The sequence below is a fragment of the Pseudomonas helleri genome, assembly GCF_001043025.1.
Classification (GTDB): domain Bacteria; phylum Pseudomonadota; class Gammaproteobacteria; order Pseudomonadales; family Pseudomonadaceae; genus Aquipseudomonas; species Aquipseudomonas helleri.
Genome location: NZ_JYLD01000002.1, coordinates 570,547 through 595,196 on the forward strand (window position 1 = coordinate 570,547; position 24,650 = coordinate 595,196).

General features: G+C 61.4%; 18 protein-coding genes and 1 pseudogene. 5 read left to right on the forward strand and 14 right to left on the reverse strand.

Features of this window, described 5'->3' with window-relative positions; genetic code table 11:
- Window positions 1–10: 10 nt before the first annotated feature.
- The 4 genes from TU84_RS05255 (at window position 11) to TU84_RS05270 (ending at window position 4,294) form a co-directional block, all read left to right on the forward strand.
- Window positions 11–1,195, forward strand: a complete 1,185-nt coding sequence (locus tag TU84_RS05255) for an iron-containing alcohol dehydrogenase (RefSeq protein WP_241486381.1) — start codon at window positions 11–13, stop codon at window positions 1,193–1,195.
- Between the two features lie 65 nt (window positions 1,196–1,260).
- Entirely contained in the window at window positions 1,261–2,706 is a 1,446-nt protein-coding gene (locus tag TU84_RS05260; protein ID WP_048367724.1) for a purine-cytosine permease family protein, read from the forward strand.
- A gap of 139 nt (window positions 2,707–2,845) precedes the next feature.
- Complete coding sequence (gene betI / locus TU84_RS05265; RefSeq protein WP_053225189.1) at window positions 2,846–3,493, forward strand: transcriptional regulator BetI; 648 nt, start codon at window positions 2,846–2,848, stop codon at window positions 3,491–3,493.
- Between the two features lie 450 nt (window positions 3,494–3,943).
- Window positions 3,944–4,294: a DUF6124 family protein gene (locus TU84_RS05270; RefSeq protein ID WP_048367726.1), complete on the forward strand. Its 351-nt coding sequence runs from the start codon at window positions 3,944–3,946 to the stop codon at window positions 4,292–4,294.
- A 392-nt stretch (window positions 4,295–4,686) separates the two neighbouring features.
- Here the strand turns inward: TU84_RS05270 and TU84_RS05275 are convergent, their stop codons facing one another.
- The 5 genes from TU84_RS05275 to TU84_RS05295 all read right to left on the reverse strand — a co-directional run bounded on the left by TU84_RS05275 (window position 4,687) and on the right by TU84_RS05295 (window position 10,447).
- A complete protein-coding gene (locus TU84_RS05275; RefSeq protein WP_048367727.1) occupies window positions 4,687–5,466 on the reverse strand; it encodes an acetoin reductase in 780 nt (259 codons plus the stop codon).
- Between the two features lie 67 nt (window positions 5,467–5,533).
- Entirely contained in the window at window positions 5,534–6,931 is a 1,398-nt protein-coding gene (gene lpdA / locus TU84_RS05280) for a dihydrolipoyl dehydrogenase (RefSeq protein WP_048367728.1), read from the reverse strand.
- An 8-nt stretch (window positions 6,932–6,939) separates the two neighbouring features.
- A complete protein-coding gene (locus TU84_RS05285; protein WP_048367730.1) occupies window positions 6,940–8,451 on the reverse strand; it encodes a 2-oxo acid dehydrogenase subunit E2 in 1,512 nt (503 codons plus the stop codon).
- 2 nt (window positions 8,452–8,453) lie between these two features.
- A complete protein-coding gene (locus tag TU84_RS05290; RefSeq protein ID WP_048367731.1) occupies window positions 8,454–9,473 on the reverse strand; it encodes an alpha-ketoacid dehydrogenase subunit beta in 1,020 nt (339 codons plus the stop codon).
- Window positions 9,474–9,484: 11 nt separating this feature from the next.
- Window positions 9,485–10,447, reverse strand: coding sequence for a thiamine pyrophosphate-dependent dehydrogenase E1 component subunit alpha (locus tag TU84_RS05295; protein WP_048367732.1), 963 nt, complete (start codon window positions 10,445–10,447; stop codon window positions 9,485–9,487).
- Window positions 10,448–10,648: 201 nt separating this feature from the next.
- Here TU84_RS05295 and TU84_RS05300 point away from each other — a divergent pair, with 201 nt between their 5' ends.
- Complete coding sequence (locus TU84_RS05300; protein ID WP_048367734.1) at window positions 10,649–13,357, forward strand: LuxR C-terminal-related transcriptional regulator; 2,709 nt, start codon at window positions 10,649–10,651, stop codon at window positions 13,355–13,357.
- A 601-nt stretch (window positions 13,358–13,958) separates the two neighbouring features.
- Here the strand turns inward: TU84_RS05300 and TU84_RS05305 are convergent.
- The 9 genes and pseudogenes from TU84_RS05305 to TU84_RS05345 form a co-directional block, all read right to left on the reverse strand.
- Window positions 13,959–14,804, reverse strand: a complete 846-nt coding sequence (locus tag TU84_RS05305; RefSeq protein WP_082148624.1) for a serine/threonine-protein kinase — start codon at window positions 14,802–14,804, stop codon at window positions 13,959–13,961.
- Window positions 14,801–15,529, reverse strand: coding sequence for a PP2C family protein-serine/threonine phosphatase (locus TU84_RS05310; RefSeq protein ID WP_048367735.1), 729 nt, complete (start codon window positions 15,527–15,529; stop codon window positions 14,801–14,803). The genes TU84_RS05305 and TU84_RS05310 overlap by 4 nt, the downstream gene beginning before the upstream one ends.
- Complete coding sequence (gene tssM / locus TU84_RS05315) at window positions 15,529–19,011, reverse strand: type VI secretion system membrane subunit TssM (RefSeq protein WP_048367737.1); 3,483 nt, start codon at window positions 19,009–19,011, stop codon at window positions 15,529–15,531. The genes TU84_RS05310 and tssM overlap by 1 nt, the downstream gene beginning before the upstream one ends.
- A 13-nt stretch (window positions 19,012–19,024) precedes the next feature.
- Window positions 19,025–19,894: a type IVB secretion system protein IcmH/DotU gene (gene icmH, locus TU84_RS05320; RefSeq protein ID WP_048367738.1), complete on the reverse strand. Its 870-nt coding sequence runs from the start codon at window positions 19,892–19,894 to the stop codon at window positions 19,025–19,027.
- A gap of 5 nt (window positions 19,895–19,899) precedes the next feature.
- Window positions 19,900–21,231, reverse strand: a pseudogene (gene tssK / locus TU84_RS05325) (type VI secretion system baseplate subunit TssK).
- A gap of 2 nt (window positions 21,232–21,233) precedes the next feature.
- Window positions 21,234–21,731 (reverse strand): type VI secretion system lipoprotein TssJ, encoded by a 498-nt coding sequence (gene tssJ / locus TU84_RS05330; protein ID WP_048367838.1) that lies wholly within the window; start codon window positions 21,729–21,731, stop codon window positions 21,234–21,236.
- Between the two features lie 5 nt (window positions 21,732–21,736).
- Window positions 21,737–22,936: a type VI secretion system-associated FHA domain protein TagH gene (gene tagH, locus TU84_RS05335; protein WP_048367739.1), complete on the reverse strand. Its 1,200-nt coding sequence runs from the start codon at window positions 22,934–22,936 to the stop codon at window positions 21,737–21,739.
- A 17-nt stretch (window positions 22,937–22,953) separates the two neighbouring features.
- Window positions 22,954–23,094, reverse strand: coding sequence for a hypothetical protein (locus tag TU84_RS05340; RefSeq protein WP_048367741.1), 141 nt, complete (start codon window positions 23,092–23,094; stop codon window positions 22,954–22,956).
- Between the two features lie 37 nt (window positions 23,095–23,131).
- Window positions 23,132–24,640 carry a sigma-54-dependent Fis family transcriptional regulator gene (locus TU84_RS05345; protein WP_048367743.1) on the reverse strand — a complete coding sequence of 503 codons (1,509 nt, stop codon included), beginning with the start codon at window positions 24,638–24,640 and terminating at the stop codon, window positions 23,132–23,134.
- Window positions 24,641–24,650: the final 10 nt, after the last annotated feature.

Below are 24,650 nucleotides of genomic sequence, written 5' to 3' on the forward strand. Positions count from 1 at the left end.
GGTGAGTCTTGTGCAAAACACTCTTTCAGCGTTACTCCCACAAAAGTGGACCGTGCCATTGCCGATGGAATACGGCCCCGGCGCCCGTCATGAACTGGCCGCCCTGTGCAATCAATTCGGCATCTCGCGGCCTTTTATCATCACCGACCAAGGCTCGTTGAACCTGCCATTCGTGGCCGAGTTGCAGCACGCCCTGAACGCTGCGGGCCTGGCCTGCGGCCTGTACGGCGGCATTGAGCCCAACCCGACCGACAGCACCATTGTTGCCGGTGCGCAGGCTTATCAGGCCTGGGACGCAGACGGCATCATCGCCCTGGGCGGCGGCAGCGGCCTGGACGGCGCCAAAGCCATCGCGTTGATTGCCCGCCAAAAGCGTTGCGAGCTGTGGGCCTTTGATTTCGATCAGCCGGTGCCCGAAGGGTTTCGTGCGCAAGACTTCCCGCCGGTCATCACCCTGCCGACCACCGCAGGCACCGGCGCAGAAACCGAAAGCACGGCCATGGTCACCGACACCCGGCGCGGCATTAAAGGTTGTGTCTGGCACCCGCTGGCGCGGCCGTCGGCGGTCATTCTGGACCCGGAACTGACCCGCAGCCTGCCCGCCAACCTCACCGCCTGGACCGGCTTCGACGCCATCATCCATGCGCTGGAAGCCTACTTTGTGCCCACCTTTAACCCGCTGAGCGACGGCGCGGCGTTGCAGGCGCTGGACTTGCTCTGGCACTCCATCGACACCGCCGTGCAGCAAGGCCAGGACCTCGAAGCCCGGGGCAAAATGCTCATCGGTTCGTGCCTGGCGGGCGTGGCCTTTCTCAAGGGCCTGGGCCTGGTGCACGCGCTGAGCCACATGGTGGGCGCGACCTACAACACCCATCACGGGCTGACCAACGCGATTATTTTGCCGGTGGTGCTGCGCTTCAACCAGGCCGAGATCAGCCCGCGGCTCAAGCCCGTGGCGCAGGTGCTGGACCTGCCCGATGCCGATTTTGAAACCTTCTACACCGCCATCTGCGCCAAGCTCGACAGCCTGAACATCCCCAAATCCCTGGCGGAACTGGGTGTGAAACACGCTGACATCGACGCGCTGGCCACCAAGTCGCTCGGCGACCCCGCACGTTTGACCAACCCCCGCGACAGCTCCCTTGAGCAACTCAAGACCCTGCTGGCACACGCCATCGACCACGCTCGCGACTGATGACCTGACACACCGAAATCCTGCTTTGTCGTGTAACCACAATAAATAAAAAAGGTGCCACCGCGATGTCTGACTCAACCCAAGCTGCGTCCAAAGGACGGCTCAATCTTGAAACACGCTCCATCGACTATGTGCCGCTGGCCGAGCGGCACGGCAAAGCCTGGCACTTGTGGCCGATCTGGTTTTGCGGCGAAGCCCACCTGACCACCCTCGCGGTGGGCATCATCGGTGTGGGCATGGGCGCCAACCTGTTCTGGTCGGCCATCGCCATCTTTTTCGGGTGCGCATTCGGCACGCTGTTCATGGCCGGGCATTCCACCCAGGGCCCGCAAATGGGCCTGCCACAACTGATCCAGTCCCGACCGCAGTTCGGCTATCTGGGCGCGCTGCTGGTGTATGTCGTGGCCATCGCCACGTACGTGGGCTACAACGCCTTCAACCAGTTGCTGGTCGGGCAAACCCTGCACGAGCTGTTCAACGCACCGGAACACGGCTCGGCCATTGCCTTCTCGCTGCTGGCGATTGTCATGGCGATTGCCGGGTACAACACCTTCCACAAGGTGCAGCGGTTTCTCGCGTTTGTGCTGATCGCGGTGATGGTGGTGTTCACCATCGGGCTGTTTTTCTTCGTCAAACTGCCTGCCGAACAGTTGAGCATGTCGGGCTTCAAGGCCACGCCGTTCCTTGCGCAGTTCTTTGTGGCCGCCGCGTACCAGTTGAGCTGGGCGATTTACGTGTCGGACTACTCGCGGTACTTGCCGGCCAATATCAGCGTCAAATCGTCGTTCTGGTGGACCTACATGGGCGCCATGATTGGCGGCGTGTGGATGATGCTGATCGGCGCCCTGGCTGCTGCCTTGAGCCCTGGGCAGAATCTGGCCAAGGGCTTGGTCATGCTGGGCAACACGCTGTTCAGCGGCTTTGGCGAGATCCTGTTGATTCTGGCCGTGCTCAGTTTGGTCACCAGCGCGGCGCAGAACTTTTACGGCGCCTCGATCACCCTGCTAAGCATTGCCGACACGGTTAAAAGCCAGACCTCGACGTTGCTCAAACGCATCGTGTCGATGCTTATCGTGGGCGGCACCGCCATCGCCATCGCCATGACCGCGTCGGATAACTTCGTGAAGGATTTCGGTGACTTCCTGGCGATCCTGCTGTACCTGTTCACCCCGTGGACGGCCATCAATTTGGTGGACTTCTACAAGGTGCGCCACGGCAAGTTCTCGATCACCGAGATCTTCAAGCCCAACGGCATTTACGGGCGCTGGAACTGGCGAGGCATCGGCGCTTACGTCGCAGGCTTTGTTGCCATGTTGCCGTTCTCCAGCACCGGCCTGTACACCGGCTACGTTACCACCCTGCTCGACGGTGCCGACGTGAGCATGATCGTCGGGTTGCTCGTTTCGGGCGTGGTGTACTGGTGGCTGTGCCGCTCACAGAACATCCAGCAGGAACTGTCGCAAATCGACCATCTGGACAAGGACCTCGAAGCCGGTTTACCCGCCCACTGATCACCGCGTGCACGCGGTTCACTGCCTGCCACGGGCCGTGAACCGCCACCGAGACTAATTCCTGCCACTCGCCCGACAAAAAGTTGCTAAATTGGCGCCCTGTTTTTAAGCGTCGATTTTAGTGTCGGAGAATGGATGAATGAGTGGTGACGCCGCAGTGCCTGAGCTCAAAAAGCGCCGAACCCGCATAGACCCGGAGTTGCGGCGCAAGGCGATCATCGAAGCCACCATGCAATGCATCACGCAGTACGGCCACAGTGGCTGCACGCTGGAGCGAATCTGCGCACAGGCGGGTATTTCCATTGGTTTGGTCGGCCATCACTTTTCCAGCAAGGAAGAGCTGATGCTGTCGACCTACCAGGCGCTGACCGACCAGCTACGCGAAGAAACCCGCAAATATTTGGCCAACCAGAACGGCTCATCCGAAGACCGCTTGCTGGCGATTATTCGCTCCTCGTTCCGGGGGCAGATCTTCAACGAATTCATCCTCACCACCTGGCTGGGTTTCTGGGGGGCTGCGGTGTCGTCCGAGCAGTTGCGGGCGCTGAACAAAAAGCTCTACGCCGACTACCGCAAAGAACTCGAAGCGGTGTTCAACGACATCGCCCGTGAAAACGGCACCCACATCGACGCCAAAAGCGCGGCCCTGACCATCACCGCCTTGATAGACGGTTTTTGGCTGGAATGGGCCCTGGACCACAAAGCCTTCAGCTCCAAAAAAGCCGAAAAATGCTGCATCACCACCGCGCAGATGTTTGTGAAAGCGGCCCAACCGCTGACGGTTTAACAGCCGAACTGCATGTAGTCGCTGCCGAGGCACGAAGGCTGCGATGGGGTGCACAGCGACCCGCTTTTGAAGGGCCTGCGGCCCTTATCGCAGCCTGCGGCAGCGACTACAGAGGTTGCTAATCAGCCATTTCGTACGACGCTTCCCTTTCAATCCGGGGAAACATCCTAGAAACTTCCGTTCGCTTGTGCCTGTGCCATTCGGGGAATAGTCTCGGCCCATCGCTGCAAATCAGCGGTTGGGTTTAGTCGCCCGGTTTAAATTGACGGCGCAAGGCGCCACCTCCGCGAGGCGCTTTTTTTCGGCCTGCGTTTTATGGTGGCCGTGCGCAGGGCGCCTTCGGGCGCGCCGGTTTCCGTCATTACCGGTCGACTAACCTGCGCATGGCTGCCACCCATTCGTTTAGTCGCGACAGGTGACAGCTCCTTAAATAATGATGGAGTTGTACCCATGAAAAAAATTGTTCCTGATCCTCCAGCCTCACCCCCGCAAACTGCTGCTCAGTGCGAAGCATTGTCGTTAGACCGTGCGGCCACCGAACGCGCCCTCGATTACTACCTGCACGACCATAAGCCTCCACGGCACGTGGATCAGGCCACGTATGCCATCCCGGACAGCGTCAATTTAGAAGCGGCTTTGGCCCAGGCGTCAGACTTGTTGCGCTGCGCGGGAGCTTCGGCGAGTGAGGCGGGGAATGGCTTGAGCGGGCATTCGCGCAGTTTGGTGATGTCCTGCATGCACCTGGTGGAGCTGGCCAGGGCGTATGTGGACAAGTCGCTGGATGGTGTAACGACGCACTAAAGCAGCACGCGCCTGAGTGCAAGCAGGCGCGTTTTGAAGATCAAAAGATCGCGAGACAAGCTCGCTCCTACAGATTGGTGGTACACGCAAAGCCCTATCTGTTGCCGGCAGCACCAAGGTCCTTGGCCAGGGTTTCCATGTGCGACACACCAGCGCGGGCTTGAGTCAGCATTTCGGCGATATCGTACAGAGTGGACATTTGTAGTCCTTGAGCATCAAAACAAGCTAAATCTGCTGATTTTGTAGCCTTGGAGCACCATGGCTGCGAGGGCAGGTGGTGAGGCGGGGAATGGTTTAAGCAGGCGCGTTAATTTCAAAGGCTTTTCTGTAGGAGCGAGCTTGCCTCGCGATCTTTTGATCTTTTAAAAGATCGCGAGTTACAGCCTGTGGAATTAGCGGAACACTAAGCCGCCGTCGATCAGCGGGGCCTGGCCGGTCATGTAGTCGGCGTCCGGGCTGGCCAGGTAGGCGACGAACGCTGCGACGTCTTCCGGGGTTTCGGCACGGCCCAGGGCGATGCCGTTGACGAATTTATCGTAGGTGGCGCCAATCGGCGCGCCGGTGATTTCGGACATGCGTTTGTCGATGTCGACCCACATGTCGGTCCCGACCACGCCCGGGCAGTAGGCGTTGACGGTGATGCCGTGTACCGCCAGCTCTTTGGCCGCCGCCTGGGTCAGGGCACGGACGGCGAATTTGGTGGAGGAGTAAACGCCCAGCAAGGCATAGCCTTCATGGCCCGCGATGGAGCACGCGTTGATGATTTTGCCGGTGCGTTTAAGCGCCTGGAATTTCTCGGCCGCCGCCTGAATGCCCCACAGCGTGCCTTGCACGTTGATGCGGTAGATGCGTTCGATTTCTTCGGCGGTCACGTCCAGCAGCGGCTTGACCTGCGAGATGCCCGCGTTGTTGACCATGATGTCCAGCCCGCCCAGCGTGCTGTGGGCATGTTCAACGGCCTGGAAGACTTGTTCGCGGTCACCCACGTCCGCCACGAAGGTGCTGGCTTTGCGGCCCAGCACCTGGACCTCTTCGGCCACGTGGCGCAGTTTTTCCGGGTTGAGGTCGACCAGCGCGATGTCGGCGCCTTCTTTGGCCAGACGCAAGGCGATGCCACGGCCAATGCCTTGTGCCGCGCCGGTGATCAATGCAACTTTTCCACTGAGTTTCATTCGTTGGACTCCTTTCAACCGTTAGCAAGATCAGCGGTCTGAACCATAGCCCAGACCGCTGGCGTGTCTATTGATGCAGCGCACGGTCTCTGGCCGCCAGCACGGCTTCGTGCATGGCTTCGCTGAGCGTCGGGTGGGCAAAGATGACCTCGCTGAGCTCCGCGTCGGTGGCCTCCAGCGCCTGGGCGATACCAAAACCCTGGATCTGTTCGGTCACGTGCGGGCCCACCATGTGGGCGCCCAGCAATTCACCGGTTTCACTGTCAAAAATGGTTTTCACAAAGCCGGTGCTTTCGCCCATGGCCAGCGCTTTGCCGTTGGCCTGATAGTCGAAACGGCCGACGTTGATGCTGTGGCCTTTGCTGCGCGCTGCCGCTTCGGTGAGCCCCAGGCTGGCGACTTCGGGCCGGGCATAGGTGCAGCCGGGAATGCGGCTTTTGTTGAGCGGGTGCACGCCGTCTACGCCCGCCAGTTTCTCGACGCAGATCACCCCTTCATGGCTGGCCTTGTGCGCCAGGCACGGCGCCCCTGCCACATCGCCGATGGCATACAACCCGGCCACGCTGGTGCGCGACCACGCATCGGTTTTGATAAAGCCTTTGTCGAACTCCACGCCCAGCGCTTCCAGGCCCATGTCTTCGGTATTGGGCTGAATGCCCGCCGCCAACAACACTTGCGCCACGTGCACGGTCTGCTCGCTGCCATCGCTGAGGGTGAGGCGGCAGTGCAGCGCGCCGACTTCACCTTGTACCGCGCTGACTTTGGTTTGGGTCAGCACGCGAATGCCGCGTTGTTCGAACTCGCGCTGCACCAGGCTGGCAACGTCTTGGTCTTCGACCGGCATGATCTGCTTGGCCACTTCGACCAGCGTCACCTGGCTGCCGAGGTCGCTGTACAGGCTGGCGAACTCGACGCCGATGGCGCCCGAGCCGATCACCAGCAGCGACTCGGGCACGGTCTTGGGCACAAGGGCGTCGAAGTAGCTCCAGACTTTTTGCCCGTCGGCCACCAGCCCCGGCAACGGCCTTGGCCGTGCGCCAGTGGCGAGGATGATGTGCCGCGCCTGATACTGCGCCTCGCCGGTGTCGCTGGTGACGGTGACCACACCCTTGGCGCTGACGCGGCCACGCCCGTCGATGACCTTGACGGCGTTTTTCTTCAGCAGGTAGGCAATGCCCCCGGTCAATTTGCGCGACACCCCACGGCTGTGGGCGACCAGTTGGGCAATGTCGAACTGAATGTTGTCAGCGCTAAAACCAAAGGTATCGAGGTGCTTTAAGGTGTGCCCGACTTCGGCACCTTTGAGCATGGCTTTGGTGGGGATGCAGCCCCAGTTCAGGCAGATGCCGCCCAAGTGCTGCTGCTCGATCAAGGCCGTGCTCAGGCCCAGTTGGGCGGCGCGAATGGCCGCCACGTAACCGCCGGGGCCACCGCCGATGACGAGTACATCGTATTTATCGGTCATGGTGGCTCCTAGAGCATCATCAGGCTGGGGGTCTGCACCAGACGCTTGAGTTCCTTGAGGAACAGGGCCCCCAGCGCACCGTCAATCACCCGGTGATCACACGACAAAGTCACGGTCATTTGCGTGCGCACGGCGGGTTGGCCGTTGTGCGCGACCACCCGCTGCTCGCCTGCGCCAATGGCCAGAATCGCGCCTTGGGGCGGGTTGATGATGGCGTCGAACTGGCTGACTCCGAGCATGCCCAAATTGGAGATGCTGAACGTGCCGCCCTGGAACTCTTCGGGCTTGAGCGTGCCCGCCTTGGCCTTGGTCACCAGGTCGAGCATTTCTTGCGAGATGCTCGACAGGCTTTTGCGATTGGCCTGACGCACGATCGGCGTGATCAAACCACCGGGCAGCGCCACTGCCACCGACACATCGGCGTCTTTGAAGCGCAGCACGGTCTGGCGCGCTTCGTCGAACTGCACGTTAACGTCGGGCACTTTGACCAGCGCCAGGCCAACCGCTTTGATCAACAGGTCGTTGACCGACAGTTTGACCGCCGGGGCCGAGGCATTGATTTCACTGCGCAGCGCCAGCAGCGCTTCAAGGTCCAGATCGGCCTGCAAGCGAAAGTGCGGCGCCGTGCGTTTGGACTCTTGCAGGCGCGCGGCAATGGCTTTGCGCATGCCGTTCATGGGCAGCACTTCGGCTTCCGGGGCCTGCGCGGCCGCTTGTGCGGGTGCCGCCACCACCGGGTTTTGCGCAGCGTGGGCTTCCAGCACGTCGACCTTGCTGACCCGGCCACGGCTGCCCGTCACACGGCAGTCGTTGAGGTTAACCCCCAGCTTGGCCGCTAGACGCCGCGCCAACGGGGTGGCCACGATCTGGCTGTCATCGGCCCGTGAACGCGCCGGGCTGTCTGCCCGCTGCGCCGGTTGCAGCGTGGCGACCTTGCCGCCGTGGTCCTTCACGGCCTGCTCGATGTCGGCCACGCTGATGCGCCCGGTGGGGCCGGTGCCGGTGACACGGCTCAGGTCGATGCCCAGCTCTTTGGCCAAACGGGTGGCGTGCGGGGTGGCGAACACCGACTCGGCGCTGGCACCGAGCAAGGCTTGCGGTACTTGCCAGCCGTTGCTGGCTTTGGCCGCCGGTGCAGGTGCAGGCGCTTTAGCCGCAACGGCGGGGGCAGCAGGCGCGGCAGGCGCTGTGGCGGCCACGGCTGGTTGCTCTGGCGCAGCGGCTGGAGCTACGCTCCGCTGGGCGATAAAGGCGTCAATCTCGGCATCGCTCACCGACGCATCGGCCACCACGCCCAGCAACCCGCCCACCGGCAAGGTTTGACCCGGCTGCGCCACTTTGCGCCGCAGCACACCGTCGAATGGCGCTTCCAGCACGTTGGAGATTTTGCTGGTCTCGATGTCGCACAGTTCCTGATGCTGTTTGAAGCTGTCACCCTCTTCAATCAGCCAGTTGTTCAGGGTGCCCTCTTCCATCGACAGGCCCCATTTAGGCACCTCGATGATTTTGATCTCGCTCATGGTCAGGCCTCCATCACTTTACGTACGGCGGCCTCGATGCGGTCGACACTCGGGATCCACGCCTGTTCCAGCACCGGCGAAAACGGTACGGGCGTGTGGGGCGGCGTGACCATGATGATCGGCGCCTTGAGCTGGTAGAACGCTTTGGTGGCGATCAGGGCGGCCAGGTCGTGGGCAAAGCCCAGGCGCGCCGCCGATTCATCGACAATGACCACGCGGCCAGTGGAGGTCACGGATTCCAGAATCCCGTCTTCATCGAGCGGCGACACGGTGCGCGGGTCGACCACCTCAACCGAGATGCCTTCGGCGGCCAGTTTGTCGGCCACCTGGTTGGCTTTGTGGACCATGGCAGCCAGCGCGATGATGGTCACGTCGGTGCCTTCACGTGTGTAATTGGCCACGCCGAACGGGATGGTGTAGGGCTCTTCGGGCACTTCGCCCTTGATGTCGTAAAGCGCTTTGTGCTCACAGAACACCACCGGGTCGTCGTCGCGGATCGCCTGGATCAACAAGCCTTTGACGTCGTAAGGCGTCGACGGCACCACTACCTTGAGGCCCGGCGTGGTGGCAAAAATATGGTACGGCGACTGCGAGTGTTGCGCCGCTGCCGAGAAGCCCGCACCGATCATGCCGCGCACCACCATCGGCGCTTTGGCCTTGCCGCCGAACATGTAGCGAAACTTGGCCGCCTGGTTGTAGAGCATGTCGTGGCACACGCCGAAAAAGTCCATGAACATCAGCTCGGCCACTGGCCGCAGCCCGGTCATTGCCGCGCCCGCCGCCATGCCGATAATCGCTGACTCGGTAATCGGGGTGTCGATCACCCGCGACGAACCGAACTCGGTCCACAGGCCTTTGGTCACGCCCAGCACGCCGCCGAACGCTTCGCCCTTGCTGCCCACTTCGGCAGTACCGGCCTGACCGCCGCACACGTCTTCGCCGATCAGCACCACACGATCATCGAGCGCCATTTCTTGAGCCAGGGCTTCTTTGACCGCTTCACGATAAGTACGAATTGCCATGGTTCAACTCCTCAGTAAGACACGTAAACGTCGGTCATCAGGTTTTCTACCGCAGGGAACTCAGCTGCGCGGGCCTTGGCCACGGCGTCATCGACCAAGGCCGTGACCTCGTCGTCGATGGCTTGCAGTTCTTCTGGGGAGATTTGACCGGCAACGTGTTGACTGAAGATTTTTAAAGGGTCGCTTTCCAGGCGCAGACGCTCGACTTCGCCGTCTGCGCGATACAGCATCGGGTCACCTTCAAAGTGCCCGTACCAGCGATGAGCAATGGCTTCGATGGCGGTCGGGCCGCCACCGTTGCGCGCCCGCTCGACGGCCTCGCTCACCGCCTCGTACACCGCAAAGAAGTCAGTGCCATCCACCTTGACCGCCGGCATGCCGAAACCTGCTGCGCGCTGGGTAATGTTGCGCCCACCCACCGCATAGTCGTGGCCGGTGGCTTCGCCGAAACCGTTGTTTTCAAACATGAAGATGACCGGCAGTTGCAGCACCACGGCCATGTTCATGGCTTCGAACACCAGGCCCTGGTTAGAACCGCCATCACCGGTGAACGACACGGCCACGCCGCCGTTACCCAAGGTTTTTGCCGTCAGAGCCGCGCCGATGGCCAGGGGTGGCGCGCCACCGACAATGGCGTTGGCGCCGAGCATGCCTTTGCTCAAATCGGCGATGTGCATCGAGCCGCCCTTGCCTCGGCACAGACCAGAATCCTTGCCAAAAATTTCTGCCATCATCCCGTGAATGTCGCAACCTTTTGCAATGCAATGGCCGTGACCACGGTGAGTGGAGCCGATGTAATCGGTGTCTTTGAGGTTCTCGCACACCCCCACCGCAATGGCCTCTTCACCGCAGTAAAGGTGAATAAAACCGGGGATATCACCCGACGTATTCTCTTGATGGAGGCGCTCTTCGAACACGCGAATTTCGCGCATTTTGCGGTAGGCCTTGAGCAGTTCTGACTTGCTAAGCGACATGGGTTCGCCCTCTTGTCTTGGCTTTTTTATTGGGTTTATCGAACACCTTGTAGTGATCGACGATGGCGTTCCCTTACGGTAAGAGTCTAAAGTCGCAGCCATAACTACCCGGATGGGGGGGCGCCACTCACTCCCCCGGGGGGTACTCTTGAGCCCCCCAGGGACGGCGTCATCCAAACGCTAGAGGGATGTATAACAACAATGACCCAGGCCAATTTTTCCAACCCGATCGAGCGCCACACGGCCTTTGGTCTTGACCACGGCTTACCGCTGATCGGCACCAAATTGGTACCGCCGCGCTCGGCGCGTACGGTGCTGGCACGGACACGCCTGTTGGAAAAAGTCAGCCTGATGCAAGAGCGCTGCATGGCGCTGGTGTGCGGGCCCGCCGGGTTTGGTAAAACCACGTTGCTGGGGCAGTGGCGCCAGCATTTGCTGGAGCAGGGCCACAGCGTGGCGTGGCTCAGCCTGGATCAGCAGGACAACACCCCGCAGACCTTTCGCCGCTATGTGCTGGCCGCCCTGAGCCAGGCCAGTGGCGAACCGCTGGAGCCGGTGGCGGCCCTGACCGAGAGCCTCGCGCTGGCCGACAGCCGGTTTATCCGCGAGCTGATCAACCTGATGCAACCCCGGCAAAACGCCTTGTACCTGGTGCTCGATGACCTGCACCTGCTAAACCACCCCGGCATCGTCAGCGACCTTGAGCAGTTGCTGCAGCATGCCCCTGACTGTTTCCACTTGCTGGTGGGCAGCCGCAGTGTTCCGGCGCTGCCACTGAGCCGTTTGCAGGCGCACAACCAGTTGCTTGAAATCGACACCAACGCCCTGCGTTTCAACGTCGAAGAAACCCAAAGCTATCTGGCCAGCGCCAACCCCCAGCGCTTCCCCGCGACCGAATTGCAGCGGGTCCTGAGCCTGACGGAAGGCTGGATCACCGGGATTCAAATGGCCGCATTGGCGCCCAGCGATCCGTTGCGCAACCTCAACCGCATGCACCTGGGCAGCCGGCAGATCGGCCGGTATTTATACGACGTGGTGCTGGCGCCGCTGCCGGTGCGCTTACAAGAATTTTTGTTAAAGACCTCGATACTCGGACGCCTCACGCCGTCGCTGTGCAATGCCGTGACAGAGCATGACGACGCGGATGACATGCTGGCCGAGATTGAACGGCACAATCTGTTTTTGTTTTCGCTGGACAGCCAGGGCCACTGGTTTCGTTACCACGCCCTGTTTGTCGAGACCCTGAGCGAGCGCTTGCAACACAGCGATATTGACGTGGTGCACCTGCATGAGCGCGCCAGTAACTGGCTGGCCAAACACCAGTATTGGGCCGAGGCGATTCGCCATGCGCTCGCCGCTGGCCAACTGGGCAGCCGCAGCGATTGCGCCCATCAAGGCGCGCAGTCGCTGGCCGAAGAAGGCGATGTCGAGACGCTGGTGCGCTGGTTGCAGCAGATGCCCGAGATCGCCAGCCTGCCCTTGGACCAGCAGCGCATCGACCTGCAACTGAACCTCGCGTGGGCGTTGGGCCATCACTTTCATTTCGCTGCTTCCAGGGGTTTGCTCGACAGCTTGCGGCCACTGTTCAGCACGCCGCAGCCTTGCTCGCGGCTGACCATCAAATACCAGGTGATCGGCGCCATTACCGAGGCCTTCGCTGAAAATATCAGCCAAAGCATCGAGCGCGTTGAGCCGTTGCTGGCGCAGGTGCCGTGCGGCGATACCTGGGTTGACGGGCTGATCTGCAACATCCTCAGTTATGGCTACATGACCCAAGGCCATTTCCCTCAGGCACAAGCGGTGCAGCGCCATATGCCGTGCCCGACCACACCCTCGCACAACCTCTTTGTGACGGTTTACCGTGCTTTTGTGCTGGGCCTGAGCCACTTTCGCCAAGCCGATTTACACAGTGCCGAGCAGTATTACCGCTTGGCGCTGACCCCGACTGAAGACCTCACCGGCCCTCAATCGAGTGGCAGCGCGACGCTGGCGGCACTCTTGGGCGAGGTGCTGTACGAGCGCGGTGAGTGGCAAGCGCTGCAAACGCTGGTGACGCCGCGCTTGAGCCAGATCGACGCCAACGCCCCACTGGACGCGCTGTTTGGCGCCTACGCCAGCCTCGCCCGCCGGGCACTGCTGATGGGCGAGCCGACCCAGGCGCGCTACCTGCTGGAGCATGCGCAGCAACTGGCAACCCTGCGCCGCTGGCCCCGCTTACAAGCCTGGCTGCTGGTGGAGGAAATACGCATTCACCTGGCGAGTGAGCAACTGCCGCAGGCGTTGGAGTTACAGGCGCAGTTCGAGGCGCTGGACCCGCAGCGGGCACATGCCGAGATCACCCGTGCCCGCACTGAAGCGCACTGCCATATCGCTGCGGCGCAAAAAAACTGGAGCTTGGCGGCTACCCTGTGGCAAGCCCTGCTGCAAGACGACGAGCGTCAGGGCCAACTGTTGCGCGCCGTCCGCAGCCGCGCTGCGCTGGCGTGTGCGTTATGGCCAAGCGATCAGGCGGGCGCCGTCAACACCTTGCAACCGCTGCTTAACCTGGCGTGTCGGCAATATTTGCGACGCAGTGTGCTGGATGCCGGTGACGCCATGCCGGTGTTGCTTGAAGCCACGATGAAAACGGCGCGGGGTGAGGTTGCGCAATACCTGCGCGGCCTGCAGGAAAACCTCGACCCACGGATTGGCAACGAAGACCTCGACAGCCGCGAGCCGAGTTTGAGTGAGCGCGAGTTGCAGATTTTGCGTTTGATTGCCCAAGGCCAGGCCAACAAAGAAATCGCCCGCAGCCTCGACATCTCGGCAGAGACCGTGAAATGGCACCTGAAAAACCTGTTCAGCAAATTGCACGTCACCAGCCGCATACAAGCGATCACCCGGGCGCAGAAGTTGTGTTTGTTGGGGTAAAAGGGTCGCCGATAATCCCGTAGCAGTTGCCGAGCCTGCGAGGCTACGTCCGATTGCGCAGCGATCGTCAATGCAGAAAACTCCGTTTGCCTGACACACCGCATTAGCTGGTTTTACGACGACTCCGTCGCCGGACGCAGCCTCGCAGGCTCGGCAGCGACTACAAAAGCCGGTTGAGCCCTGTAGTCGCTGCCGAAGCATGAGGCTGCGATGGGGTGCGCAGCGATCGTCAACGCAAAAAACTCCGTCTACCTGACACACCGCATTAGCTGGTTTTACGACGACTTCGTCGCCGGACGCAGCCTCGCAGGCTCGGCAGCGACTACAAAAGCCGGTTGAGCCCTGTAGTCGCTGCCGAAGCATGAGGCTGCGATGGGGTGCGCAGCGATCGTCAATGCAGAAAACTCCGTTTGCCTAACACACCGCGTTAGCTGGTTTTACGACGACTCCGTCGCCGGACGCAGCCTCGCAGGCTCGGCAGCTGCTACAAAAGCCGGTTGAGCCCTGTAGTCGCTGCCGAAGCATGAGGCTGCGATGGGGTGCGCAGCGGCCCCAAGCGGCTGTCCGGGCCCGCATCGCAGCCTTCGTACCTCGGCAGCGACTACAAGAGATTTGCGAAAAAACCGGGTTGGGTTGCCAGGGCTGTTCGCAGTTGGGCGGCGCTGATGGTGCGTTTGGTTGGGTCTAATGCCAGGGCTTTGCGCACGGCGCGCCAGGCGTGGCGGGGCAGGTTTTTTGGGCGTTTGAGACGCGTGCGGCTTGCGGGCTGTCGGTTGAACGGGTGTTTGCCGCTGGCCAGTTCATACAGCAAACACCCCAGCGCATACACGTCGGCAACGCAGGTCAACGCCGCACCATCAAGGATTTCAGGCGCGGCATACCCCGGTGTCCAGGCGTTGACGCGGCTTCGGCTGACCGGCGCCAAGCCGTCCAGCGTTCCGGCCTGCGCCTGGCCAAGGCCAAAGTCGAACAAGCGCACGCCGTCTTCGCTCAGCAATACATTGCTCGGCTTGAGGTCGCCGTGCAGCACGCCGCGCTCATGGGCGTGCGCCACAGCATCGAGCAGCGGCAAGGCGATCTCCTGTAACGCAGACCACCCCAACCCCAACGGGCGCTCGCACAACAAACGGTCCAGGGTCGGGCCGCGCAATAACTCCATCACCATAAACACCCGCTGGTGCGTCGTATCGACGTCAAAGCTGTAGATACGCAGCACGTTGGGATGGTGCAAATGGCGCATCAGCGCGTACTCGTTGAAGAGCAAGGCGCTGGCATCCGGTGACTGTTCATAGGCTTCGCTGAGCACTTTCAGGGCGACGTAAGGCTGCGGGTCACCGAACTGTTCCTGAAGCAGGTCACGCGCCCGATACACCGTGCCCATGCCACCCGCGCCCAACAAGCGCTCGATGCAGTAACGCCCGCCGAGCACGGTTGGCAGTGCGCTCATTGGCGGATCACCACGGCGCTGATGTTGTCGCGCGCATCACCGCGCAGCACGCCGTCAAACAACCGCGCCAGCGCCACCTGCGGCGAGATCAGGCTCAGCGCGTTGCCCATCTCGCTGTGGCTGAGGTTCTGGTACAAGCCATCGCTGCACAGCAAAAACACATCGTCGGGCAGCACTTCAAGCTCGACCACGCTCAAGTTCAAATGCTCGCTGGCACCAATGGCGCGGGTCAGCGCACGGGCGCCGGGTTGGGCGAGCGCCTGCTCGCTGCTCATGGCGTGCTCATCCATCAGTTGTTGCTGCAACGAATGGTCCCGCGACAGTTGGTACAACTGCCGCCCACGCCACAGGTAGCAACGGCTGTCGCCCGCCCAGACACAGGCGCCCCGCTGGCCCTCCAGCAGCAACGCGACCACGGTGCTGCCCATCAGGTTGTCAGCATGTTGATCGCTGACGGTGAGTTCCTGGCCCATGCGCCGGTTGAGCCAATGCAGGCACTGGCGCACGGCGTCCAGGCGCTGATCGAAGGTCTGCGCCTGGGTCAGCTCCCCCAGGCTGGTGACGATCATCTGGCTGGCGATGTCGCCCGCCCGATGGCCGCCCATGCCATCGGCCACGGCCCACAGCCCTTGCTGTGGGCAATCGAGAATGGCGTCTTCATTGCGCTCACGGACCTTGCCCTGATCGGTGCACGCCGCGCTGCGCCATGGCAGTGCTGGCGCCATCACAGTTGCTCGGTCAGACGGAAGCTGCGCAGCACGTCCATATCAAACGGGTTGGGCGTGCGTTGGCTCATCAACAGGTAATTGGCGCGTAACCCGCCCACATCGGCCTTGAGCACCATCACATCGCGCCCGCTCAGGTAGTCGGTTTGCATCAGATCCAGCAAACGGAACAACGACCAGGGCCCGGTGCTTTTTTCGAAGCCGACCGGGCGCCCGACGGTTTTTTCCATGACCAGGCTGGTGCGGCCGTTTTCGGCTTCGGTGGGCCACTGCAAGGTCACCGGAACGATCGGGCCATGCCGGTATTCGATGGACTGGTTGCCAAAGCGGAACTCGGAGCGGCTAACGCTGGAGTCCAGGTTGTAGGGTTCGAGGGTAAACTGCACCTGCGGCTCTGCCGGGTTTTGCGCAAAGAAGCTTTGACGAATGACGTGCACCGCGGCCATTTGATCCAGGTAGGTTCTGGCCATCGGCAAGCCTTGCCCATCCATGCTGCGCAGACGGTAATTACCCGCTTCACCGCTAACAAAAGGCCGCATGTAGGTGTCGAAAAAGCGATCACTGATGCCTTGCCCACGGAAGAACTCGCGGAAATCATTCAGGGCCACGTCGCTGTGGCTATGGGCGTTAAACGGATAACGCTGTTTGATCGCCCGCACGTAAAAGCCGTACAACTCGCGCTGATAGCGCTGGTTGATAAATTGATACGTGTCGCTGAGCACCAGACGCCAGGTGTGCTCAGTCACCCCGTTGAACCACCCGTTGAGCGGGCTCGGCAAGCGTTGCGACGCCTGACGCAGTTGGCTCAGGGCATCACGCTGGCCGGTCATGCGCGACGCGGCCATGTCGAAGGCGGCCTGGTCCGGTGTGCTGGCACGGGCCAGGCCGGCCAGTTGCAGTTGCACGTCGTTGAGCCCCTGCAAGGCAGGAATAAGGTCTGCGGCCGGGCCGTCGTTTTCATCCAGAAAACGGTGCAAAGGCTCGAAGCGGCGCTGCAAAGCTTTTTTGGCGGTATCCGGTACGTTTGCCGCTACAGCATCCAGGGCTTGAGTGGCTTTTTCGGCTGCCTCGGGCAGGGTTTCAAGGGCCTCGGCCACGCTTGGGAAGCGCGTGTTTTCTCGCACTTGGAGCAGCAAATGCAGCACCGCAGAGTTGGCCGAGGTCAGCCCGGCAAACTGCTCGGCGCCTTCACGGGCGGTGTTGAAAGGCTGTAGCGCCAACTGCCCGACCGCTTCGCTCCAGTGCGTGGCGTAATCACGAAAGTACAGTTGCTCAAGTTCAACCATCAGCTTGCGCAGGTCCATGGCGCTGAGGGTGTTGCCCTCACCCAGTACCCAGTTGTCACGCAGGATGTCACTGACCAGCGTCGCGCCCTGCACCGAAAAATACTGCTTGTAGCCTTGTTGGGTGTAGAACCCCGGGATCACATAACCCGCGCCGCTGAACACGCCACCTTGCGGCCCCAGATGCTGATCAAAGCTGTACGGTGCCAAGGTGTGCGCCTGCTCGCGCAACATGCGATACACCACTGAGGCCAGCGACTCACTGCGCAAGGCCTGACGTGCCTGGGCGATCAAAGTGTCGTTGAGCGGGTAGTTGAGCGTGAGGCCGAGCAACCGACCAAAGTGCTGGTTGAGCCCATTCTGCACGGCGCTATTACCGGGGTAGCGCGCTGACCAGTCGGTGGCCACCCACGCTTTGAGCCAGGCATTGTCGCGGCGCTCGGGCATGCCGAGCATCAGGTACGCGCGCACGCTGTTGAGCAGGCGGTCGCGGTTGTTGAGGTTAGCGCGGATCTGGCTTTCAAGTTGCTGAGCCACACGGGGCAGCAACTGCGCCTGAAGCTCGCGCTCGTAGGCCTGGGTCACCACCGGGTGGCTGACGCCGCCCTGATACAAACCCGTGCGTTCATGCAGCGACACGTCAATCAGCGACGGGAACACCCGTGTCGCGGCGTACTGCGTGTCGAGCGTGCCAATAATGGCCCGGGCATCATCACGCGGGCTCAACAGTGAGCGCTGCCGGTTTGATTGCTGGGCCAGTTCGCGCAGTGTGTCCAGCCGCTCATGGTTGGCCGAAAAGCTTGCTGTCCACAGCAGACCTACGCCACCGAGTACCGCCAGCGCGCCCACGTACATGCCGCGCTGACCCCAGTGCAGGCGCCGACGCTCGCGTTTATCCAGCCCCGCCAGTTCTGCCTCGGGGAAAATAACCCGGCTTAACAGGTGATGAACAAAGTGCGAGCGGCCACTGTGCAAGGTCGGCAGCACCTGGGCTTTCATGTCCAGCCGTGCACCGACATCGGCAGTGGTCGGGTTCAGTTTTTGTTTAACGTGAGGCGAGCTGGTCAGGTAAAAGCCGCGCAGCGGGCTGGCACGCTGGTAACGATTGCCGGTGAATGCCATGTCGACAAACAGGCACAACCGCTCGCCAATGCTGCCCAGTTGATGCGGAAAATCGAGAATGCGCCCGCGTCGCAGACTGTCGCGCTCTTGGTGCATGCGCGTGATGACCTGGCTGTTGAGTCGCCCCAACAACGCTTCGAACTCGGCGCGCAGCAAGGCCACATCGGCACCGCTCTGCCCTTCACCAAAGCTGGCACCAAACACCTGGTCGCTCTCTTCGCGGCTCAGTTGTTCAAAGAACTCGGTGAAGCCCATCAGTTTGTCGGCCTGGCTCAGCACCAGATACACCGGCACCTCGATGTGCAAGGTTTGATGCAGTTCTTGCAGACGCAGGCGAACCTGTTCGGCCAGGTCAGACAAACGGGTTTCATCGGTGGAAAACAGCGCATCAACCGGCAAGGTCACCAGCACACCATTGAGCGGGCGCTCGCGTCGGCGCTTGCGCAACAGGTCGAGCAAGGTGCGCCAGCCGTTGGCATCGGCGTGGGTGGCGTCTTGGGTGAGGAAGCGCCCGGCGGTGTCGATCAACACGCCGTTTTCAGCAAAATACCAATCGCAATCACGGGTGCCGCTGGTGTCACGGGTGAGCTTGCGATCAATTTTGTTGAGCGGAAAATCCAGCCCCGAAAAATCCAGCAAGCTGGTTTTGCCGCTGCCCTTGGGGCCGATCAGCACGTACCAAGGCAGTTCATCGCGCCAGCGCTCGCTGCGACCTCGGTACACGCTGGAGGTTTTGAGTGTACGCAACGCGTCTTTGAAGCGTGCGCGCAGTTCTTTATGGCTGGCATTGATCAGCGCTTCACGGCGCTCGCGCTCTTGGCCGACGTCGTTGTCTTCGGCCTCTTTTTTACGCACCCCGGCCCGCCAACTGACAAAGACCATGGTCAGGCCCCAGATCAGGCACAGCGCACTGATGGTCAACAGCCGCGCCGTGGCGTCCGCCCAGAATTTATGCTCATTGACCGCCAACAGCGGCCCCACCCACCACACCAGCAGGGCAATCGACAGCAGCAGTAACAGCGTCCACACCCAGGTCTGGCACACAAAGGCACCGACCTTTTTAAACACGTTTTTCATGACCTATCCCTAATTACAACTGCGCTCGTACAACCGGAGTGTCGAGCTGTTGATACGGCTGCAAAACGACGTCGCGCTGCTCGCCCAAAACCCAGGCAAAGCCCGAAAACATGACCACCAGGCATCCCGCCGTGAAGGTCGCGAGCAACCACCCCGGCACGATGCGGGTCAGGCGGTGGCGGTGTGACTTGAGCCCTTGCCAGTGCGGTGAAAGCTCACGCGGGACGTCCCCGCGCAAGTGCCGGATCTGCCGGTACAGCGCATCACGAATGCCGTCGAGTTCATGAATGCCGCGCTCAATGACGCGAAACTTGCCTTCAAAGCCCAAGGCCAGGCACAGGTAAATCAGCTCCAGCAGCGAGAGGTTGTACACCGGGTCTTTGCACAGCTGGTCGAGCACCTGAAAGACCTTCTCACCGCCAAAGGTTTCGTTGTGGAAACTGCTCAGCAGGCTCTGCTGCGACCACTCGCTTTCCTTGCCCCAGCGGGTGGTCACCACGGCCTCGTCGACCACCGTGCACAGCACGTAACGGGCTTTCATCATGTGCTGGCTGTCAACGCCCCGGCACAGGGCATTGGCCTCAAACGCCTTGATGGCAGCGGTGAGCTGTCCGTGCAGGCCCACCAGCGTGTCTGGCGAGGTGCTGTGTTTGATGTGCACCACAAACGACAGCACTTCACTGGCCGCAGCCACCAGCGGGTTAACACTGACGCTGAACGCGTCGGCAGGTTTTACCCGCGCCGAATAGATCATGCGTTCGGCAAGTTGCTCGATTTTTGGCGGGGCCTGCACGTCGGTCAGGGCTGCCGTCGCAGGCGTGTGGCCATCGCGAAAAACCATCACCGTGCTGTCATCTGTTGGGTGTTGTGAATCCGTACGCATGGCGGTCAGTTCCTGATGGCCCAAAATTGCAGTTCAAGCGCTGAAAACTCGCCCGAGACATGAAAGGCAAAGCCACCGGAACGCTCCAGTTGCGCGAGCTCTTCGCTGCCCAGTTCGAGGATGAAATAGGTCTTGTTAGAGTGAAACGGGATCTGCCGGGGCGCCACCGGCAAGGGTTTGACCTTGAAGCCCGGCAGGTGCAGGTTGACCAGTTGGCGGATGTTTTCGACGGCCCCGACCTTGAGGTGCGCGGGTAAGCGATGGCGCAGTTCCTCGCTGTCGCAATGAGCCTGAGCGGCCAGCACAAACGAGGTGGTGGCGAGCAATGCGTGGTCAGTCAATGGCGACACCAGCACGCCGTACTGACGGCTTTCCAGCACCAGCTCCATAGCGTGTTGCTCCAGCACCATAGACAGCACCTGGCGAATCGAGTCCATCAAGCTGCGAAAACTTTCGCCCTGATTGCTGTGCTGGTAGGCGCTGCGCACCTGCGGGCGTTTGCTCTCGCTGCCAAAGGTCGCGAGGTCGCCGAGCATCGCCAGCAACGCGCAATACAGCTCTTCGGGGTGCAGGTGCTCAAGGCTCAAATAGTGGCGCAACACCAGTTCGGTGCGGTTGATCAGCTGGAGCATCATAAAGTCACCGACCTCTGCCCCGCCGACCTTGCCGTTGGAGCTGATGCGCTACGCCAGCGCTTCGCCGCGATTGGCGATCATGCTGATGACTTCTTTGAGGCACGACAGCACATAGCCCGACGCGTGGGCGTGGATAAAAGTCGGCACAAATTGCTCATCCAGCCGGATCACGCCGTCTGAGGTGGTGTCGAGGATCTGGCACACCTGCAACTTGATGCAGGCTTGTTCGTTCTGTTGCTCACCCAGTACCAGACGAAAATCCGGGCGGGCGCAACTGACCTGGCTGCTGGCGTCGTCACCGGCGTTTGAGTCGGACACGTCAATGTCGAACGCGGTGTAGCGCGCCAGCACATCGGCCTGGTCCACACGGCGGGTTTCAATGTGATTGCCGGTGACCAGAGGCAAGGCCAGGTAAACCGCCGTGTTGGCGGTGTGGCGCGGCACATCGAGGACCAATGCCTGGGTGCTGCCGCTCAGCTCAAACAGGCTACCGTCCGGCAAGACGCCCGCCGCCTGGCTGATCACCAGTTTGCCCATATTGAGAAACTGCATGTCGATGTCCAGCCCCAGAAAGCCCCAGGTGTAGCGGCCCAGTAACTGGGTGCGGGCTTTCATTTGGTGGTGGTAATAACGGTCGCTTTGCTGGAAGTGTTGCGGGCGCAGCAACATGCCTTCGCGCCAGATAACTTTGTGTGCATTCATGCTCAATCATCCGCCTGTGCAGAGGCCCGGGCGGCGTTATGAATGCCCGCCTGATCGAGTACCAAGTGGGCCGTAGTCAAATCACCGGCAGCCAGTGGCACCACATAGCGCCACTGCGTTTGCGGCAGGTCGCGATACGCGGCCAGCACCGCGACATAGCGGCTGCCGGGCTCAACGCTTAGCTTGAGGTCGACGGTCTCTCCGGGGCGCACCTCCAGCTCTTCACTGGTGACCAGATCCGGTGAAAGCGAGGCTTTGGGCCGCTCGTACAGGCTGAAGAAATCGGCGTTCTCAAAGGCAACCGGGTGTTTGAGTTCCAGCAACCGAACCACCAGCGGCGACGGGCGGCCGTTGAGGTCGAGATTGACCTGATCACTGGCGCTTAACGTCAGGTCGAGCTTGGTCAGGCTGGAGTACGGCGACAACGCCGAACATCCGCCCAGCAACCACACCGTCAGTGCCAGCAGAACGTTGCGATAAAGGGGGGTACTACGCGACATGCGCATCATCCTTGAGGGTCATTGTGGAGGGTGGAAATCATGCGCACTTGCACGTCATAGGCCTGAGCGAAATCACGCGCCAGCACGCGCTCACACCAGTCATCGTCCTGTTGCAGGGCCTGGTGATAGCGACAGAAGGCCCGCCAGCGGCTGGCCGATGTCTTGAGCCACGGCTGATAGCCATCACGCTCAAAGCGCAAGACCAATTGCTGCGGGGAGAAGTGCTCAAGACTGCTGCGGATTGCGGCACGGCTGGCGCTCAACAGCGCGACCTGATGCGCCTGTACATCCCGAAAGGCACGCCCGACCACCTGCTCGGCCGAGGGCTGGTGGGGCTTTTTCGGGGCCAGCAACAGGCCTAATGCTTCGGTGGCATCCTGGCTGGAGGTGAGCGGGTTTTGCCGGGTGTCCGAGGCGGCGGTACGGGCCAGTCGCAGCTGGTTTTTAAGCTCGCTGCGGGTCCACAGGCTTTGTTGTAAACCGCCGATACTTTGCTTGAGCAAATGCGCGGCCTTGAGCGCCAGCGCTTCGCGGTTTTCACGTGATTGCTGCGCAAGGTCAACGCCCAGCACCACGCCAAACGCCAGCCAAAAGGCCTCATCACTGGGTGGTCCCATGGCCGCAATCGGCTCGGGCAGTGGCGCCTTCGGGGCTTCGATCAGATGCGGGACCCGCAGGTTTTCGTAGTCGATCCGGGCGAAGTCGACACGCTGCTCCCAGTCCGTTGGCTGGCCGGGGCGTGGCTCTGGATCCTCGAGCACGGCAAAGACAGCGGCGGGTAGTTTGATCGGGTCAAGCGGGTCCATGGCCAAAAAAGCATCGTCGGGGATGATGCTGCCCGCCGGTTGAGGGCGCCCAACCTGCTCCAGCATCGCTTGCAGCTCGTGCTCCAGTTGCGCACGCAACTGGAAGTCACCGATGTAAAACACATCGCCATGTTCAATGCGCTGCGCCTGGCCCTTGTTCAGCCAGGCTTCGGAGCGGTTGCAACGACTGCCGTTGGTGCTGGTGTCAGTGAAGAAAAACGTCCCGTCCCGATAGCTGATGTGCGCGTGGTAATTGGAGACGCTGCGTGTGCTGTCCACGAGCGCCCACTCGCAGGCCGCATTGCGCCCGATGGTGCCGCCTTGCTCGGTGAAGGTTTTGCGCATCACCTGCGCAGCGTCCCGCGACCGTGTGTCGAGCAGGTCGAATACCAGTTCCATAGTGTGGCTCCTTACGGTCACTTACCGCGATTGACCGCTTGCGGATCACCCAATGGGCGATAGCTGTTGTCGTTGAATTTGTAATTGGCGCTGCACCCACTGGCGCCGCAGAGCACGGCGACAGTCAGCAACACGGCGCACCAGAGACGAGCAGTCATCAGGAGAGTCTCCACAGGCACAAAGAATGAAAGGGGCTCACGAGGCCTTCCTTTTTAGATCGTCCAAACGGATATTCAGGCGCTCCAGGCGGTACAGCAGCGTGCGCCGGGCGACGCCCAGTTCATGGGCGGCGCGGGTCTGGTTACCGGCGTTTTTGCGCAGGCAGTCGAGCAGCAACCCCCGCTCAACCTGCTCCAGACGCTCGCGCAAGTTGAGGGTGTCGGCATCGGGGGAGGCATCACGTAACGGGGAGAAATGTTCCGGGCGCAACTCAGTGCCTTCGCACAGCAAGACCGCGCGCTCGACCAGACCTTTGAGTTCGCGCACGTTGCCGGGGAAGGCGTAGCTCGCCAGTTGCTCCAGCACCGGCTCGGACCAGAGCAGCGGCGGGCGCTGTAAAAAAGCGCAGGTCTGCGCAGCAAAATGTCGGGCCAGATCGAGGATGTCGCCCTCGCGCTGACGCAAGGCCGGCAAGGTGATGGGGAATTGTGCGAGGCGGTAATACAGGTCTTCGCGAAACAGCCCCTGGCTGACCAACTGCGCCAGGTCGCGATGGGTGGCGGCGATGATTCGCACATCAATTTTATGCGTGTGATTTGAGCCCAAGGGGCGGATCTCGCCCTCCTGCAACACGCGCAATAACTTGGCTTGCAACGACAGCGGCATGTCACCGATTTCGTCCAGCAGCAAAGTGCCGCCGTTGGCACTGTCAAACAGCCCGGCGCGATCACGGTTGGCACCGGTAAAGGCGCCTTTGCGGTAACCGAACAGCTCGCTTTCCAGCAAGGCCTCCGGGAAGGCCGCGCAGTTCTGCACGATAAAGGGCCGGTCACGGCGTGAGCTGCCGTCATGAATCGCCCGGGCGACGACTTCTTTGCCGGTGCCGGTTTCGCCCATCAGCAACACGGTGTAGGGGCTGTTCAGCACTTTGTTGATCAGGTGGTACGTCTGGCGCATGGCCCGGCTTTTGCCGATCAGCCCGCTCGTGCTGCCGGTCAGGTCTGAGGGCATTACTGAGGTGGCGTCCTGCTGATGCAAACGCAACTGCGCCCCGACAAAAGTCCCGAAGACTCCAACAGAAGGCGCATAAGCCAACAGCTCAAGCGCTTGACGACTGGCGACCAGCAACACGCCGGCAACCGACTGCTGCGCATTGAGCAGCGGCACGCACAGCAACGCCCGCCATGGCAGGCCCTGGCTGGGCAAAAAGCCGATGTCATACAGCCCGTCGCTGAGGTCATCGACACTGACGACCCGGTTCTGGCACACGGCAAACTGCAACAGGTGCTGACCTGCGTAATCTGTTGGCAACCCCTGTTCGCGGGGCGGTTGCACAAGCCCGTCGAGCCATTCTGCAGTCAGTTCCAGGCGTTTGTGCGTGGCATCGAGTACGTACAGCTGGCTCAATTCACAGCCACTGAGTTGGGCCACGGCACGCACGCACTGGCCGACCACACCGGCGCTGTCAGTGCAGCGCGCCACGCTGGCAAAGTGCTGGAGCAACGACTCGGCATACGCCAGAGGGTCCGCTACGCGAACAAACATCGGCTCCACC

Bases quoted from the DNA above. Each gene is read 5' to 3' on its own strand.
- TU84_RS05260 (WP_048367724.1), top strand. From the start codon at position 1,261: ATGTCTGACTCAACCCAAGCTGCGTCCAAAGGACGGCTCAATCTTGAA.
- betI (WP_053225189.1), top strand. From the start codon at position 2,846: ATGAGTGGTGACGCCGCAGTGCCTGAGCTCAAAAAGCGCCGAACCCGC.
- TU84_RS05270 (WP_048367726.1), top strand. From the start codon at position 3,944: ATGAAAAAAATTGTTCCTGATCCTCCAGCCTCACCCCCGCAAACTGCT.
- TU84_RS05275 (WP_048367727.1), bottom strand. From the start codon at position 5,466: ATGAAACTCAGTGGAAAAGTTGCATTGATCACCGGCGCGGCACAAGGC.
- lpdA (WP_048367728.1), bottom strand. From the start codon at position 6,931: ATGACCGATAAATACGATGTACTCGTCATCGGCGGTGGCCCCGGCGGT.
- TU84_RS05285 (WP_048367730.1), bottom strand. From the start codon at position 8,451: ATGAGCGAGATCAAAATCATCGAGGTGCCTAAATGGGGCCTGTCGATG.
- TU84_RS05290 (WP_048367731.1), bottom strand. From the start codon at position 9,473: ATGGCAATTCGTACTTATCGTGAAGCGGTCAAAGAAGCCCTGGCTCAA.
- TU84_RS05295 (WP_048367732.1), bottom strand. From the start codon at position 10,447: ATGTCGCTTAGCAAGTCAGAACTGCTCAAGGCCTACCGCAAAATGCGC.
- TU84_RS05300 (WP_048367734.1), top strand. From the start codon at position 10,649: ATGACCCAGGCCAATTTTTCCAACCCGATCGAGCGCCACACGGCCTTT.
- TU84_RS05305 (WP_082148624.1), bottom strand. From the start codon at position 14,804: ATGAGCGCACTGCCAACCGTGCTCGGCGGGCGTTACTGCATCGAGCGC.
- TU84_RS05310 (WP_048367735.1), bottom strand. From the start codon at position 15,529: ATGGCGCCAGCACTGCCATGGCGCAGCGCGGCGTGCACCGATCAGGGC.
- tssM (WP_048367737.1), bottom strand. From the start codon at position 19,011: ATGAAAAACGTGTTTAAAAAGGTCGGTGCCTTTGTGTGCCAGACCTGG.
- icmH (WP_048367738.1), bottom strand. From the start codon at position 19,894: ATGCGTACGGATTCACAACACCCAACAGATGACAGCACGGTGATGGTT.
- tssJ (WP_048367838.1), bottom strand. From the start codon at position 21,731: ATGTCGCGTAGTACCCCCCTTTATCGCAACGTTCTGCTGGCACTGACG.
- tagH (WP_048367739.1), bottom strand. From the start codon at position 22,936: ATGGAACTGGTATTCGACCTGCTCGACACACGGTCGCGGGACGCTGCG.
- TU84_RS05340 (WP_048367741.1), bottom strand. From the start codon at position 23,094: ATGACTGCTCGTCTCTGGTGCGCCGTGTTGCTGACTGTCGCCGTGCTC.
- TU84_RS05345 (WP_048367743.1), bottom strand. From the start codon at position 24,640: ATGTTTGTTCGCGTAGCGGACCCTCTGGCGTATGCCGAGTCGTTGCTC.